This is a genomic window from Streptomyces sp. S186 (assembly GCF_051603415.1).
Taxonomy (GTDB): domain Bacteria; phylum Actinomycetota; class Actinomycetes; order Streptomycetales; family Streptomycetaceae; genus Streptomyces.
This window is the reverse complement of record NZ_CP193932.1, coordinates 3,594,882-3,609,584: the sequence shown is the minus strand read 5'-3', so window position 1 is coordinate 3,609,584 and position 14,703 is coordinate 3,594,882. Positions and strand designations below refer to the sequence as shown.

Annotated in this window: 14 protein-coding genes; 7 read left to right on the top strand and 7 right to left on the bottom strand. The window is 71.8% G+C overall.

What is annotated here, in order from left to right:
• Positions 1-194 precede the first annotated feature (194 nt).
• On the top strand, positions 195-923 hold the full coding sequence (locus ACRAS8_RS15190) for a phosphatase PAP2 family protein (RefSeq protein ID WP_438486586.1): 729 nt from the start codon (positions 195-197) through the stop codon (positions 921-923).
• Between the two features lie 107 nt (positions 924-1,030).
• Here ACRAS8_RS15190 and ACRAS8_RS15185 read toward each other — a convergent pair whose 3' ends face one another.
• Together ACRAS8_RS15185 and ACRAS8_RS15180 are read right to left on the bottom strand one after the other, a co-directional pair.
• Complete coding sequence (locus ACRAS8_RS15185) at positions 1,031-2,614, bottom strand: FAD-binding oxidoreductase (RefSeq protein ID WP_438486585.1); 1,584 nt, start codon at positions 2,612-2,614, stop codon at positions 1,031-1,033.
• Between the two features lie 253 nt (positions 2,615-2,867).
• Entirely contained in the window at positions 2,868-3,053 is a 186-nt protein-coding gene (locus ACRAS8_RS15180) for a hypothetical protein (protein WP_438486584.1), read from the bottom strand.
• Positions 3,054-3,223: 170 nt separating this feature from the next.
• On the opposite strand from ACRAS8_RS15180, the gene ACRAS8_RS15175 reads away from it, so the two are divergent.
• Together ACRAS8_RS15175 and ACRAS8_RS15170 are read left to right on the top strand one after the other, a co-directional pair.
• Positions 3,224-4,084 carry a hypothetical protein gene (locus ACRAS8_RS15175; RefSeq protein ID WP_438486583.1) on the top strand — a complete coding sequence of 287 codons (861 nt, stop codon included), beginning with the start codon at positions 3,224-3,226 and terminating at the stop codon, positions 4,082-4,084.
• 129 nt (positions 4,085-4,213) lie between these two features.
• Entirely contained in the window at positions 4,214-4,417 is a 204-nt protein-coding gene (locus ACRAS8_RS15170; RefSeq protein ID WP_438486582.1) for a hypothetical protein, read from the top strand.
• Positions 4,418-4,436: 19 nt separating this feature from the next.
• Here the strand turns inward: ACRAS8_RS15170 and ACRAS8_RS15165 are convergent, their stop codons facing one another.
• Positions 4,437-4,853: a metal-sensitive transcriptional regulator gene (locus ACRAS8_RS15165; RefSeq protein WP_438486581.1), complete on the bottom strand. Its 417-nt coding sequence runs from the start codon at positions 4,851-4,853 to the stop codon at positions 4,437-4,439.
• A 203-nt stretch (positions 4,854-5,056) separates the two neighbouring features.
• Between ACRAS8_RS15165 and ACRAS8_RS15160 the strand changes: the two genes are divergently transcribed.
• Complete coding sequence (locus tag ACRAS8_RS15160) at positions 5,057-5,677, top strand: DUF47 domain-containing protein (RefSeq protein WP_067348233.1); 621 nt, start codon at positions 5,057-5,059, stop codon at positions 5,675-5,677.
• A 10-nt stretch (positions 5,678-5,687) separates the two neighbouring features.
• Entirely contained in the window at positions 5,688-6,686 is a 999-nt protein-coding gene (locus ACRAS8_RS15155; RefSeq protein WP_221906057.1) for an inorganic phosphate transporter, read from the top strand.
• 169 nt (positions 6,687-6,855) lie between these two features.
• On the opposite strand, the gene pstB is transcribed toward ACRAS8_RS15155, so the two are convergent.
• The 4 genes from pstB to pstS all read right to left on the bottom strand — a co-directional run bounded on the left by pstB (position 6,856) and on the right by pstS (position 10,967).
• Positions 6,856-7,632 (bottom strand): phosphate ABC transporter ATP-binding protein PstB, encoded by a 777-nt coding sequence (gene pstB / locus ACRAS8_RS15150; protein WP_438486580.1) that lies wholly within the window; start codon positions 7,630-7,632, stop codon positions 6,856-6,858.
• Positions 7,633-7,669: 37 nt separating this feature from the next.
• Positions 7,670-8,752 carry a phosphate ABC transporter permease PstA gene (gene pstA, locus ACRAS8_RS15145; RefSeq protein WP_438486579.1) on the bottom strand — a complete coding sequence of 361 codons (1,083 nt, stop codon included), beginning with the start codon at positions 8,750-8,752 and terminating at the stop codon, positions 7,670-7,672.
• Positions 8,749-9,744: a phosphate ABC transporter permease subunit PstC gene (gene pstC, locus ACRAS8_RS15140; protein ID WP_438486578.1), complete on the bottom strand. Its 996-nt coding sequence runs from the start codon at positions 9,742-9,744 to the stop codon at positions 8,749-8,751. Before pstC ends, pstA begins: the two co-directional genes overlap by 4 nt.
• A 95-nt stretch (positions 9,745-9,839) precedes the next feature.
• Positions 9,840-10,967, bottom strand: coding sequence for a phosphate ABC transporter substrate-binding protein PstS (gene pstS / locus ACRAS8_RS15135; protein WP_438486577.1), 1,128 nt, complete (start codon positions 10,965-10,967; stop codon positions 9,840-9,842).
• 444 nt (positions 10,968-11,411) lie between these two features.
• Between pstS and ACRAS8_RS15130 the strand changes: the two genes are divergently transcribed.
• Both ACRAS8_RS15130 and ACRAS8_RS15125 read left to right on the top strand, forming a co-directional pair.
• The gene (locus tag ACRAS8_RS15130; protein ID WP_438486576.1) at positions 11,412-12,533 is read left to right on the top strand and encodes an NlpC/P60 family protein; all 1,122 of its coding nucleotides are present in this window, start codon (positions 11,412-11,414) and stop codon (positions 12,531-12,533) included.
• 513 nt (positions 12,534-13,046) lie between these two features.
• On the top strand, positions 13,047-14,618 hold the full coding sequence (locus ACRAS8_RS15125; protein WP_438486575.1) for a SpoIIE family protein phosphatase: 1,572 nt from the start codon (positions 13,047-13,049) through the stop codon (positions 14,616-14,618).
• The last annotated feature ends 85 nt before the right edge of the window (positions 14,619-14,703 follow it).

The window sequence follows — 14,703 nt, the reverse complement described above, 5'->3', positions numbered from 1 at the left end:
GTCAAGCTTCGATAACGTCCTGGTGATCATCCCGTGGAGAGTGGAACGCCGGGGGTGCGCGGCGCGTTTCCCTGGCGTGGGGACACAGCAGCGCGCACGGCGGCACGGGCTCGACGGCCACACAGATCGGCAACGGGGGTTGGTAGCACTAGGCGGCGCTCGCGTGGCGCGCGGAAGATAAGGGGCCACGGTAGATGGCTGGACTCGCATTCGAGGGGCCGAACCCCGACGTCGACGTGCTCGACGGCATCAACGGCCTCGCGAAGGACGCCCCGCACTGGGTGAACGGCGCGATGGAGTTCATCGGTGAGTACGGCATCATCGCCGCCCTCGGAGTGCTGTGTCTGCTCGCCTGGTGGGGCGCCCGCCGCCGGCCGGACGGGGCGGCCGCGATCGCCGGGCTGGTCTGGGCGCCGCTGGCCGCCGGGCTGGCGCTGCTGGCCAACATCCCGATCCGCGGATTCGTCGAGCGGCCGCGGCCGTTCAAGGACCACGCCGGGCTCGCGGTGCTGATCCCCGGCAAGAGCGACTTCTCGTTCGTCAGCGACCACGCCACGCTCACCATGGCCGTCGGCGTCGGGCTGTTCATCGCGCACCGCCGCTTCGGACTGGCCGGGATCGGGCTGGCGCTGCTGGAGGGCTTCTGCCGGGTCTACATGGGCGTGCACTACCCGACGGACGTGATCGGCGGGTTCGCGCTCGGCACGGCCGTCGCGCTGCTGCTGGCCCCGCTCGCGCAGGCGCTGCTGGTGCCGCTGACGACGGCGGTCGAGCGCTCGCCGCTGAGCCGGCTGGTGCGGGCCGGGGGCCGCCCGGCGGAGCCGGCGGCGGACGGCGCCGAGGACGAGGCCGGGGCCGGCCCGGTGGTCGCCGCGGAGCCGGCGCCGCACCACCCCGAGCGCGACAAGGACCTGGCCGCCTGACGACGGACCGAACCGACGGTCCTGACGGAACGCAGGACGATGGCCCGGCCCCTGGGAAGGGGGCCGGGCCATCGGCTTGTCGCGGGGCGTACGCGACGTACGCGACGTCAGAGGGCCTGGGCGAAGGTGCTGAACAGCCGCTGGGGGTCGTAGGTCTGCTTGACCTTGTCGAGGCGGGCGCCGGCCGCCCCGTAGTAGGCGGACTTCCAGTCGGACAGGCCGGGGTCGGTGTAGTTCTGGTACGCCGCGCCCGAGGAGTGGCGCTGCATCGCGGTGTGGAAGCCGTTCAGCCAGGCGGTGCGGGTGGCGCCCGAGCCGCCGGCCTGCCAGGACGTCAGGTACTGGGCGAGGAAGCGGGAGCGGCGGTGGACGAAGGCGGTGTCGCCGGTGCCGACGCGGTTGATCGCGCCGCCCAGCGCGGTCAGCGCGACATTGCCGGCGACGCCCTTGCGGCCGCCGGCCTCGATCTGCGCCAGCAGGGTGTGGATGCCGGCCGCGGACAGCGAACGGTCGAAGAAGTGCGAGCGGGCGGCGTAGGTCTCCCGGCCCAGCGTGCCGGCGCCGGTGTGGCCGGGCAGCGTGCCCGGCATGTGGCACTGGGCCTGGGACTTCTTCGAGCAGCCCGCGTACGACTCCATCGCGTCCAGGTAGCCGATCGGGGTCAGGCTGACATGGGCGGCCGGGCCGGGGCCGCCGGGCTGGTCGGCGAGCTTGTCGAGGGCGTTCTTGAGGTCGCCGTACGAGCCGAGGGAGAAGGCCGCGACGGAGACGGCCGGTGTGCCGCCGGGGCGGGCGTCGAAGTGGGCCGCGGACCATATCTCGTCGGCCTGGTCCGGGCCCCACTTCTGCCAGGAGCCCAGGACCGCCGCGGCCTTCGACCACGGCCAGGTCAGATACGCCATCACGGCGCGGGGCGCCGGGTGGGTGCGGAAGCGGAGTTCGGTGACCACGCCGAAGTTGCCGTTGCCGGCGCCGCGCAGCGCCCAGAAGAGGTCGGGGTGGTGGTCCTTGTCGCAGTCGACGGTCTTGCCGTCGGCCGTGACGACGGTGGCGCCGACCAGGCTGTCGCAGGTCAGCCCGTACGCCCGGGAGACCACACCATGGCCGCCGCCCAGCGTCAGGCCGGATATGCCGACGGTGGGGCAGGAGCCGCCCGGCACCGTGACGCCGTGCGGGGCCAGGCCCTCGTAGACGTCGATGAGCTTGGCGCCGGCGCCGATCCGGGTGACGCCGCCGGAGGGCGCGCCGACCTTGTTCAGCGCCGAGACGTCGATGACGAGCTTGCCGTCGCCGCTGGAGTAGCCCGCGTAGGAGTGGCCGCCGCTGCGGATGGCGACCGGGGCGTTGTAGCGGCGGGCGAAGGCCAGGCACTCGGCTATGTCGCCGGGGTGCTTGACGTAGGCGAGGGCGGACGGCTTGAGGGTGTCGAAGCGGGTGTTGTAGAGGCGCCGGGCGGAGGCGTAGGAGGCGTCGGTCGCGCGTATCAGGTCGCCGTCCAGGCTCTTGCCGAGCGCGTTCCAGGCGGCCTGTGTGGCGGGGCTCTTGGCGGCGGCCGCGCTGTTCATGGCGTTCCCGGCCGTGCCGGTGGCCGCCGCGGCGCGCTCGCCGCCCGGGCCGTCGCAGCCGGTCGCCCAGGCGAGGGAGGTGGCCGCGAGTCCGCCGCCGGCCGTCAGGAGTGTGCGCCGCTTCACTGGGATGAATCCCCCTTGGTTGTCGTACGGTCCGGCCCCGGCCCGCCGGTCGTCCGGCCGTCGGTCGCGGGGCGTGTACGGGGCACCGCACCGGGTGGGACAACCGCACCCGGCGGGACCGGCCGGGCACGCCCCCGTTGTGCCGTTACGTCCGATACCGCAAGTGAAGTCCGTTGTCGCACGGTGCTGTTGTGACCCTCACTACCTCATGAGGATGCGCCGCGGGGGGTGCGGGGTTCCGGAACGGACCGGGTCATTCCGCCGGATGTTCGAAGCCGGTGCCGGAGTCGTCCCGCACGGCGGCCAGATGCCGCTCGGCGTCGGCCCGCGCCTGGGACCGGGCCCGCCGGGCCATCCCCGTCCACCCGCAGTCGCAACGGGCCAGACAGAAGGAACCGCGCTCGGTGGTGAAGGTGCGGTGCACGACGGATTCAGGCACCCCGCCACGCTACGCGCTCCCTTCCCCCGTGCGTGACGAGGCCCCCCAACGGTCGTTGAACGGAGCGGTCGACGCACCGTCAGACGAGTCGGGGCGGGACGTCCGACCGTCCCGGGGGGACCGGCCGGCCCAGGCGGTCCCGGACACAGCGGCCGAGGGGGCTCGTACGCATGGTGGTGCAGGACAGGCGAGGGGGCGCGGTCGCCGCGGCCGTGGCGTGCGGGACGGGTCTGATGGCGGGGCTGCTGGTGACGACGGGCTGTTCCCCGGACGGGGCGGCGGCGGACGACCAGGTGGTGCCCGGTCCCGCGGCGGCCGCGGTGCAGCTGCGGCGGAGCGTGGAGGCGCTGGTCCGGGCCGGCACCGCCAAGGTGCGCACGGTGATGGAGACGGTCAGCGGCGGGACGCGGGTGGCGATCCGGGGCGCCGGGGGCTATGACTTCGGGGCCGCGAGCGGGCAGCTGCGGGTGGTGCTGCCGGATCTGAAGGGCAAGCCCAGCGGCGGCCACCAGCCGATCACCGAGATCCTGGCGCCCGGCGCGCTGTTCATGAAGAACCGCGGGGCGGGCGTGCCGGCCGACAAGTGGGTGCGGGTGGACACCGCGACGCTCTCCGACGGGAATCTGGTCACCGGCGGGGCCACCGATCCGCTGGCCGCCGCCGAACTCCTGCGCGCCGCACGGGAGGTGACGTACCAGGGGGAGGAGCGGCTGGGCGGTTCGGTGGTGCGGCACTACCGCGGGACGACCGAGCTGACCGCGGCCGCCGGTGCGGCGTCGGCGCGCAGCAGGCCCGCGCTGGTGGCCGCGGAAAAAGGGTTCACCACCGACGTGGTGCCGTTCGACGCGTATCTGGACGACGCCGGGCGGCTGCGCAAGGTCCGCCAGCGGTTCCACTTCGCCAACGGGGCGCCGGCGGGGGCGGCGGTGACGTCCACGACCGAGCTGTACGGGTTCGGCTCCAGGGTCGCGGTGCGGCTGCCGGACCGGCGGGACATCTACACCGGGAAGATCGCCTCGGCGTCCTCGTAGGCGCGGGAGGCGGGGGGAGCGCCGGGCCGCCGGCGCGGAAATGGTCCTTCCGTGCCATGTGCGCGGCGGGCGGCCCTCCCTACGCTGGCGGTAACCACCGCGGCGTGGGAAGGCGCTCGAAGGGAGGAGGTGTCGGACGTGCCCGCCCATCGCCATCCGACGGTTCAGGAGCAGGTGGCCCTCGCCGAGATCGATCTCACCGGTGAGTTGATGATCGCGGCGGCGGCCGCGAGCGAGGACCGGCTCAGCACCGACCGGATCGACGAACTCCTGCACGTGGCCGGGCCTCCGTGGGACGGCGGGGCCGAGCGGGAGGCCCCGGACCCGCCGTGACGTGCCGGCTCCGCGGCCGTCAGCTCCGCAGCATCCGCTCGATGGCTCGGGTCGCCTCCTGGACCTTGGCGTCGATGGCGTCCGGCCCCTGGGCGGCCGCGTCCGCGACGCAGTGCCGCAGGTGCTCCTCCAACAGCTGGAGGCCGAAGGACTGCAGGCCCTTCGTGCTCGCCGAGACCTGGGTGAGTATGTCGATGCAGTAGACGTCTTCTTCGAGCATGCGCTGCAGGCCGCGGATCTGGCCCTCGATGCGGCGCAGTCGCTTGATGTGCGCGTCCTTTTGCTTGGCGTAGCCGTGGCCGCCCGGCGCCGGAGTGTCCACAGCGGTATCGGTCACAGATTCCGGCCCGGTGCGGGGGGCGGATTCCGGCTGGGGGCCGTGGCAGGCCGGTGCGGCTGCGGTGCCGCCGCCGGTGCCCGCGTCCGTGGTCGTCATGGCCATCTCCCGTGGTATTCAGGCGATCCGTATACCCCCGGCGGGTATATCGTACCGAAGTTTGCGGGCACCCGCGGTACCCCGTGCAGAGCATGCTGCCCGATGGGCGACACTGAAGGAATGCCGGTTAGCCGGGTTAGCTGTGGCCGGATGATGCGCCTAGCATCAACTCGACCGAATCCGATGTACCCCGAGGATTACACGTGCGCTTTCGTCTGACCCCCAGGGAGACGAGCTTCTACGACATGTTCGCGGCGTCCGCGGACAACATCGTCACAGGCTCCAAGCTCCTGATGGAACTGCTCGGGGCGGACGCCTCCGCACGGGCCGAGATCGCCGAACGGATGCGGGCGGCGGAGCACGCGGGGGACGACGCGACGCACGCGATCTTCCACCAGCTCAACTCCTCGTTCATCACGCCGTTCGACCGCGAGGACATCTACGCCCTCGCCTCGTCGCTCGACGACATCATGGACTTCATGGAGGAGGCCGTCGATCTGGTCGTCCTCTACAAGATCGAGGAACTCCCCAAGGGCATCGAGCAGCAGATCGAGGTGCTGGCGCGGGCGGCCGAGCTGACCGCCGAGGCGATGCCGAACCTCCGCACGATGTCGAACCTCACCGAGTACTGGATCGAGGTCAACCGGCTGGAGAACCAGGCCGACCAGATCCACCGCAAGCTGCTCGCGCACCTCTTCAACGGCAAGTACGACGCCATCGAGGTGCTCAAGCTCAAGCAGATCGTGGACATCCTGGAGGAGGCGGCGGACGCCTTCGAGCATGTCGCCAACACCGTCGAGACCATCGCGGTCAAGGAGTCCTGAGCCCTAAGCCATGGACACCTTCGCGCTCATCGTGACCATCGGGGTCGCGCTCGGATTCACCTATACCAACGGCTTCCACGACTCGGCCAACGCCATCGCGACCTCGGTCTCGACGCGGGCGCTGACGCCGCGGGCCGCGCTGGCCATGGCGGCCGTGATGAACCTCGCCGGTGCCTTCCTGGGCAGCGGCGTCGCCAAGACGGTCAGCGAGGGGCTGATCGCGACCCCGCACGGTGACAAGGGGATGGGCATCCTCTTCGCCGCGCTGCTCGGCGCGGTGGTCTGGAACCTCGTCACCTGGTACTTCGGTCTGCCGTCGTCCTCCTCGCACGCGCTGTTCGGCGGCATGGTCGGCGCGGCGCTGGCCGGCGGGACGGAGGTGATCTGGTCGGGGGTGATCTCGAAGGTCGTCCTCCCGATGTTCATCTCGCCGGTGATCGGGCTGGTGCTCGGCTACCTCGTGATGGTCGTGATCCTCTGGCTGTTCCGGAAGGCCAACCCGCACAAGGCCAAGCGCGGTTTCCGCATAGCGCAGACGGTCTCGGCGGCGGGCATGGCGCTCGGGCACGGCCTCCAGGACGCCCAGAAGACCATGGGCATCGTGGTGATGGCGCTGGTCATCGCCGATGTCGAGAAGGCCGACGACGCCATTCCGCTGTGGGTCAAGCTGGCCTGCGCGATCACCATGTCGCTGGGCACCTACGCGGGTGGCTGGCGCATCATGCGGACGCTGGGCCGGCGGATCATCGAGCTGGACCCGCCGCAGGGCTTCGCCGCGGAGACCACCTCCGCCTCGGTGATGTACATCGCGTCCTTCATGTTCCACGCGCCGATCTCCACCACGCATGTGATCACCGCCTCGATCATGGGCGTCGGCTCGACCAAGCGGCCGCGGGCGGTGCGCTGGGGCGTGGCCAAGAACATCGTGATGGGCTGGTTCATCACCATGCCGGCCGCGGCGCTGGTCGCGGCCCTGGCGTTCTGGCTGATCAAGCTGGCCTTCGGCTGACGGCTGACGGCTGACGGCCGGTGCCCGGCCACTCGTAGCGCGGCGAAAGGGCCCGCCCCCACTGGGAGGGGGCGGGCCCTTCGTCCCGCGGTGGCACCGCCATGCAGCACCGCGGGACACCGGGGGCGGCCGCCGGCAGTCGCGCCCGACCGGCCGGGCCGGAGCCGGCCTAGCCGAAGCGGCCGGAGATGTAGTCCTCGGTGGCCTGGACCGAGGGGTTGGAGAAGATCCGCTCGGTCTCGTCGATCTCGATGAGCTTGCCGGGCTTGCCGACCGCCGCCAGGTTGAAGAACGCGGTGCGGTCCGAGACGCGGGCGGCCTGCTGCATGTTGTGCGTCACGATGACGATCGTGAAGCGCTCCTTCAGCTCCCCGATGAGGTCCTCGATGGCGAGGGTGGAGATCGGGTCGAGCGCCGAGCAGGGCTCGTCCATCAGCAGCACCTGCGGCTCGACCGCGATGGCGCGGGCGATGCACAGCCGCTGCTGCTGGCCGCCGGAGAGGCCGGAGCCGGGCTTGTTCAGGCGGTCCTTGACCTCGTTCCAGAGGTTGGCGCCCTTCAGGGACCGCTCGACGATGTCCTTCAGCTCGCTCTTGCGGTACTTGCCGTTCAGCCGCAGCCCGGCCGCGACGTTGTCGAAGATCGACATCGTGGGGAACGGGTTGGGGCGCTGGAAGACCATGCCGACGGTGCGGCGGACGGCCACCGGGTCGACGCCCGAGCCGTAGAGGTTCTCGTCGTCCAGCATCACCTTGCCCTCGACGCGACCGCCGAGGGTGACCTCGTGCATCCGGTTCAGGGTGCGCAGGAACGTCGACTTGCCGCAGCCGGAGGGGCCGATGAAGGCGGTCACCGAGCGGGGCTCGATGGTCATGGAGATGTCGTCGATGGCCTTGTGGGCACCGTAGTACGCGTTCAGGCCGCTGACGTCGATTCGCTTGGCCATGGGATCACTGCTTCTTTCGTGTCGCTGAGCGGCCGCGTCAGCGACCGGCTTTGGGGGCCTTCCAGCGGGCTATCCCGCGGGCCACCAGGTTCAGGACCATGACGAAGGCGATCAGCACGAGTGCCGCGGCCCAGGCCCGGTCGTAGGAGGCGTCGGAGCCCTGCTGCCACTGCTGGAAGACGTAGAGCGGCAGGGACTGCTGGGCGCCTTCGAAGGGGTTGTTGTTGATCGTCTTGGCGCCCCACACCAGCAGCAGCACCGGAGCGGTCTCGCCGGTGATGCGGGCGATGGCGAGCATCACGCCGGTGGTGATGCCGCCGATCGACGTGGGCAGGACGACCTTGAGGATCGTGCGCCACTTGGGGACGCCGAGGGCCAGGGACGCCTCGCGCAGCTCGTTCGGGACGAGCTTGAGCATCTCCTCGGTGGAGCGGACCACGACCGGCATCATCAGGATCGCCAGCGCCATCGAGCCGGCGAAGCCGGACGGGCCGAAGCCGAGGATCAGGATCCAGACGGAGAGGACGAACAGGCCCGCGACGATCGAGGGGATGCCGGTCATCACGTCGACGAAGAAGGTGACGACCTTCGCGAGCGTGCCGCGGCCGTACTCGACGAGGTAGATCGCGGTCAGCAGCCCGAGCGGGGCGGCGATCAGGGTCGCCAGGCCGACCTGTTCCAGGGTGCCGATGATCGCGTGGTAGACGCCGCCGCCGGGCATCGCGTCGGGGAGCGTGCCCATCGAGTGGGAGAGGAAGTAGCCGTCGAGGACCTTGGTGCCGCGGGCGACGGTCTCCCACAGCAGCGAGGCGAGCGGGACCACGGCGAGCAGGAAGGCGGTCCACACGACGCTGGTGGCCAGCCGGTCCTTGGCCTGGCGGGTGCCCTCGACGGCCGCGGTCAGCACGAACGTCACGACGACGAAGAGCAGCGCGGCGATCAGGCCCCACTGGACGGTCGAGTCCAGGCCGGCGGCCAGCCCGGTGCCGCAGCCGGCGCCGACGGCGGCCAGGGCGAGGACCGGCAGGGTCCAGCGGGGGAGCCGGGACTGCTTCAGGCCGAGCGAGAGGTGGCGCGGCTCGGCGACCTTGCGGTGGCGGTGGCTGGTGGCGACGGTCATGCGGAGGCCCCCGAGTACTCCTTGCGGCGGGCGATGATCAGCCGGGCGGCGCCGTTGACGAGCAGGGTGATCACGAAGAGGACGAGGCCGGAGGCGATCAGGGCGTCCTGGCCGAAGGTGTCGGCCTCGCTGAACTTGCTGGCGATGTTCTGGGCGAAGGTGCCGCCGCCCGGGTCCAGCAGGCTGGCGCTGATCAGGAAGCTCGGGGAGAGGACCGTGGCCACCGCCATCGTCTCGCCCAGCGCGCGGCCGAGGCCGAGCATGGAGGCGCTGATGACGCCGGAGCGGCCGAAGGGCAGCACCGACATCCGGATGACCTCCCAGCGGGTGGCGCCCAGGGCCAGCGCGGCCTCCTCGTGCATCCGCGGGACCTGGAGGAAGACCTCCCGGCTGACGCTGGTGACGATCGGCAGGATCATGATCGCGAGCAGGATGCCGACGGTGAACAGCGAGCGGGCCGCCCCGTTGCCGTAGCTGAAGATCCCGGTCCAGCCGAGGTAGTCGTTGAGCCAGCCGTAGAGGCCGCCCAGGCGCGGGACGAGGAAGAGCGCGCCCCACAGGCCGTAGACGATGCTGGGGACGGCGGCGAGCAGGTCGATGACGTAGCCCAGCGGCGAGGCGAGTCTGCGGGGCGCGTAGTGCGAGATGAACAGCGCGATGCCGACCGCGACCGGCACCGCGAGGAGCATCGCGATCAGCGAGCTGACGACCGTGCCGAAGGCCAGCACCGCGATGCCGAACCTGGGCTCGGTGCCGGTGGCGTTCCAGTCGAGGGTGGTGAAGAAGTTGCTCTTGTCGCCGGAGATGGCGAGGACCGAGCGGTAGGTGAGGAAGGCCGCGATGGCGGCCATGATCACCAGGAGGGCGATGCCGGAGCCCCGGGAGAGCCCGAGGAAGATCCGGTCACCGGGGCGGACCGCCTTGCCGGAGACCGGGCTCGCGGCGGGTGGCGGTGCGGGTGTGTCGGGTATCGGCGAAGTCGAGTAGTCCATGGGTTTCTCCGGTCTGCGGAGCCCGCGGGGGGCTCCGGCGCGGCGGTGCACCGGAAGGGCGGCGGCCCGGGGGAACCGGGGCCGCCGCCGGCGGGTCAGGAGAGCGTCGCGACGGTCTTGCGGACCTTGTCGGCGATCTCGGTCGGGAGCGGGGCGTAGCCGAGGGCCTTGAGGGCGTCCTGGCCGTCCTTGCCGGCGACGTAGGTGAGGAAGGACTTGGTGGCGGGCAGGGTGTCGGCCTTGTTGCCCTTGTCGCAGACGATCTCGTTGGTCACCAGGGTGATCGGGTAGGCGCCCTCGGCCTTGGTGGCGTAGTCGAGCTTGAGCGCGAGGTCGTTGCCCTGGCCGGCCGGCTTGGCCGCGGCGATCGCCGTGGAGGCGTTGTCGACGGTGGCCTCGACCGGGGCCTTGGCGCCGGTGGCGACCTTGACCGTCGGGATCTTGCCGGCGGTGGCGTAGGACAGCTCGAAGTAGGAGATCGCGCCGCTGGTCTGCTTGACCTGCGAGGAGACGCCGGCCGAGCCGGACGCCGCCTGGCCGCCGGTGCCCTCCCACTTCTTGCCCGGCTCGTGCTTCCAGGCGCCGCCGGAGGCCGCCTTGAGGTACTTGGTGAAGTTGTCGGTGGTGCCCGAGTCGTCGGAGCGGTGGAACGCCTGGATCTTCAGGTCGGGGAGCTTGGCGCCCGGGTTGAGCTTCTTGATCGCGGGGTCGTTCCAGTTGCTGATCTGCGAGTCGAAGATCTTCGCCAGGGTCGGCGCGTCGAGGACGAGGCTGTCCACGCCGGGGACGTTGTAGCCGACCGCGATCGGGCCGCCGACCATCGGCAGGTCGATCGCCTGGCCGCCCTTGCAGAGCGTCTTCGACTTGGTGATCTCCTCGGGCTTGAGCGGGGAGTCGGAGCCGGCGAAGGCGGTCTGGCCCTGGAGGAAGGTGGTGACACCGGCGCCGGAGCCCGTGGGCTGGTAGTTGATCTCGGTGCCCTGGCAGGCGCCCGCGTAGTTCTGCACCCAGACGTCCATCGCGTTCTTCTGCGCCGAGGAGCCGGAGGCGAGCAGCTTGCCCTTGCCGTCGCACTTGATGTTGGCGGCCTTGGCGGAGCCGGCGCCGCCGCCGCTGCCCCCGGAGGTGTTGTCGGAGCCGCACGCGGTCAGGGCCAGGGCACCGGAGACGGCGAGAGCGCCAACGGCGAGGGCGCGAACCCGGTTCTTGCGCTGAAGCTTCACTGTCGAGAGTTCCTTCCTGGTGCGCGCCGATTCCGCGGCGTGCGGGGTGTGACAGGACGAGGCGGTGCCGCCTCGCCGCTTCCGGCGTGACGCGCACCGAGCACGGCCGAAATTAGGCACATCAGGTGAAGCGGCCGATGGGGCGGAGTGAACGTGCGGTGAACCTCGGCCGTCGTCTGAGTGCGGTGCCAGGGCCTGCCCTGGGCAACCGGCGCGGGCGGCCGTTTCCGGGGCGTGTGCAGGGGCGGGGCGCGGTCGTGAAGCGCCGCCGGGGAGCGCCCGGTTCCCGGTGGGCGGCGCCGCCCGGAGTGCCTGGTTCCGGGTGGACGTCCCCCTTTCCCCTCCGCCAACCGGCCCGTCGCTCTGTTGGATTACCGGCCGGTATGGCAGCATCCGCGCCGAAGGCGAGCACACGAATCGGTGCGGAACGACCGGAGGTGACTGGTGGGGAGCCAGGGGGCACAACAGGGCGTTCGGGACGCGGGTGAGGGGTGGGGCCTACGGGGCGGCCGGCTGGCGGTCTGCACCGCGGTCGTCCTCTGCGCCACGGGACTGCTCGGCGGGACGGCCACGGCGGCGCAGCGGTCCCCGGACCCGGTGCCGCCCCCCGACGGCGAGGCCCGCCACCTCGACCAGGTGCGCAAGGAGATCGAGGGCCTCTACCGCACCGCGGAGCGGGCCACCGAGGACTACAACGCCGCCGAGGAGCGGGTCCGGCTCCAGCAGAAGAAGATCGTCCAGCTGGCCCGCACCATCGACTCCGGCCAGCAGCGGCTGGCCGCCCTCAAGCGCCGCGCCGGTGCGCTGGCCAGCGCCCAGTACCGCACCGGCGGCATTCCCCCGGAGGCTCAGCTGCTGCTCAGCCCCGACCCCGAGACCTTCCTCGCCAATGCCGATCTGGCCCGCAAGGGGCAACAGGCCGTCAAGGGCGTGATCAGCCAACTCGCGCACCTCCAGAACGACTTGCAGGGCTACGCCCGGGACGCCAGTCACCGCTGGGAGCAGCTGGAGGCCGACCTCAGGAAGAAGGACGCCGCCCGCACGGAGATCAACAACCGGATCGACGCGGCGAAAGAGCTGGAATCCCGGCTGGCCGCCAAGGAAAAGGAACGGCTGCGGAAACTGGAGGACGACCAGGCCCTGCTCGCCCAGCAGAAATGGCTCGACTCCGGCGTACTCCGGGATATCACCAGCAAAGCCTCCGAGCAGGGCAAGAAGGCGATTTCGTACGCCACTTCGCAGATCGGCAAGGATTACGTCTGGGGTGCGGTGGGCCCGGACACCTTCGACTGCTCGGGACTGACCCTGCGGTCCTGGCAGGCCGCCGGGCGGACGATTCCGCGCACCTCGCAGGAACAGTGGCGGCAGCTGCCCCGGGTGGCACTCAAGGATATGCGGCCGGGCGACCTCATCATTTATTTCTCCGACGCCAGCCATGTCGGGATGTACGTCGGTGACGGCGCGATCGTGCACGCCCCGCGGCCCGGCCGGCAGGTGACGCTCACCGGCGCCGGCTCGATGCCCATCCTGGGCGTCGTCCGCCCGGACGGCGACCGGGCCCGCTGAGCGGACGCCGCCCATGCCGCCCCGACGGCCGCAGGGAAAGATTCCGGACATTCTCCGGCCGCGCCTTCCGTGCCCTCCGCCCCTTCCGTTCCACCCACCGCTTCCGCGCTTTTCCGTTCCGGGCGAGCGGAATGCGCGGAATGCGGGGCGGCGCCGGATGGCGTAGCGCGGCCGGATTGTTGAATTCCGAAGAGCGGGTCCGTGGAAGCGGCCGCAGGATGTCTTTCCGTAGTGCCGTGGTAGCTGTCCGACAGCGGAATGCGTCCGGCCGGGGTGATGTTCGTCATTCCCCCTCCCGGCCTTCGCAGGTGAAATGCCCGCTCGGCTCTGGCATATGACGAAGGCCGCGTGCCAAAGGGCATTCCATGCCCCGTGGTCCGGACGCTATGGTCGCCCTTCGATGCCCGATGGCGCCCCCGCTCAGCCGACCGACGAGCGGGAGCGGACCGGGCACGGCGGTGTGCCGGTCGGCATGCCGCCGCACCCCTCGGGGGGAGGGAAGGAAGCAGACCCATGCCCGTACCCGTACCGCGCCCGCGGACGGACGTGCTGCCGCACCAGGCAGGACCGGTGGACCCCGGCTGCGCGGAGACCGCCCGCGCCGCCGCCGTCGGCATGCCGGCGCACGGGGGCTGCTCCGGGGCTTCCCACCCGCCGCGGACCGTGCCCGAGGCGCCCCGGACGCCCGTCGCCTCCGCCCCGCTGCCCCGGGACCTGCCGGCGGCCGAGCTGCCGCGCCCGGCCGCGGACCACCGGCTCCCGGCCGGACGGACCGCTGCCCGCCCGGCGCCCGGTCATGCGCCCGACCCGGCGAACGGCACCGTGTTCTCCGCCACATCCGCCACATTCGACGCCCCGGCCGCCGCCGAGCCGCTGCCGGTCCCCCCGTCCGAGCCGCCCGCCCAGGGGCTGACCCTGCTCCTCATAGGCGAGGACCCGAACAGCCACGTCCCGGAGATGTGGGACTGGGCCGGCCGCAAGGTCCGGCTGCGCACCGCCCGCAACCTCACCGAGGCCGAGCGGCTGCTCACCGACGACGTGCACTGCATCCTGCTCGACCTCACCCCCACCGAGCCGCACGGCCGCGAGGAGCCCAATGCCGCCGGCGCCTCCGGCGACGAGCTGGCCGCCCTGCGGGCCGTGCTGCGCCTGGCGCCCTCGAAGGCCGTCGTCGTCCTCACCTGCGAGACGGACGCCGAGCGGGCCGCCGACGCGGTGCGGGTGGGCGCCCAGGACTACCTCTTCCGCGACGAACTGGACGGCAAGGTGCTCAGCCGCGCGGTGCGCTACGCCGTGGAACGCAAGCGCGCCGACCTCGCCCAGCGCCAGCTCACCGAGTCCCGGCTGCGCGCCGAGGAGAACGCCCGCCTGGAGCGTGGCCTGCTGCCCACCCCGCTGCTCGACGGCTCCGAGCTGCGCTTCGCGGCGTGCTACCGGCCCGGCCGCAGCCGTGCCCTGCTCGGCGGCGACTTCTACGACACCGTCCGCACTCCGGACGGCACCGTCCACGCCATGATCGGCGACGTCTGCGGCCACGGCCCCGACGAGGCCGCGCTCGGCGTCGAACTCCGCATCGCCTGGCGGGCGTTGACCTTCGCCGGGCTGTACGGCGACGAGCTGCTGGCCACCCTCCAGAAGGTGCTGGAGAACGAGCGCTCCGACGACGAGATCTTCGCGACGCTCTGCACCGTCGACATCTCCGAGGACGGCCACCGGGCCGGGGTGTGCCTGGCCGGCCACCCCGCGCCACTGCTGGCCCGCGCCGGGGAACGGCCCGAACTGCTGCCGTACGAGTTCGGCGGCCCGGCGCTCGGGCTGCTGCCGGAGGCCCGCTGGCCGCGGCGCCAGGTCGAGCTGGGCGCCGCCTGGAGCCTGCTGATGTACACCGACGGCCTCATCGAGGGCCGCATCGGCGAGGGCAACCGGCGCCTGGGCCAGGAGGGCATGACCGAGCTCGTCGCCCGCCAGATGGCGAACGGCCTGCACGGCGAGGAGCTGCTGGCGGAGTCGGTGCGCGAGGTCCGCGCCCTCAACGGCGGCGAACTCACGGACGATGTGGCGGTCCTGCTGCTGGACCGGCGCTAGCCGACCCGGTCCGGCCGGGCCCGGAGCGGAGACGGGCCCGGCCGGACCGGGGGGACGACGGCTCTGGATGGCTCACTCATCCAGG

Coding starts and splice junctions, on each gene's coding strand:
- ACRAS8_RS15190 (WP_438486586.1), top strand. CDS start 195: ATGGCTGGACTCGCATTCGAGGGGCCGAACCCCGACGTCGACGTGCTC.
- ACRAS8_RS15175 (WP_438486583.1), top strand. CDS start 3,224: ATGGTGGTGCAGGACAGGCGAGGGGGCGCGGTCGCCGCGGCCGTGGCG.
- ACRAS8_RS15165 (WP_438486581.1), bottom strand. CDS start 4,853: ATGACGACCACGGACGCGGGCACCGGCGGCGGCACCGCAGCCGCACCG.
- ACRAS8_RS15155 (WP_221906057.1), top strand. CDS start 5,688: ATGGACACCTTCGCGCTCATCGTGACCATCGGGGTCGCGCTCGGATTC.
- pstB (WP_438486580.1), bottom strand. CDS start 7,632: ATGGCCAAGCGAATCGACGTCAGCGGCCTGAACGCGTACTACGGTGCC.
- pstA (WP_438486579.1), bottom strand. CDS start 8,752: ATGACCGTCGCCACCAGCCACCGCCACCGCAAGGTCGCCGAGCCGCGC.
- pstC (WP_438486578.1), bottom strand. CDS start 9,744: ATGGACTACTCGACTTCGCCGATACCCGACACACCCGCACCGCCACCC.
- ACRAS8_RS15125 (WP_438486575.1), top strand. CDS start 13,047: ATGCCCGTACCCGTACCGCGCCCGCGGACGGACGTGCTGCCGCACCAG.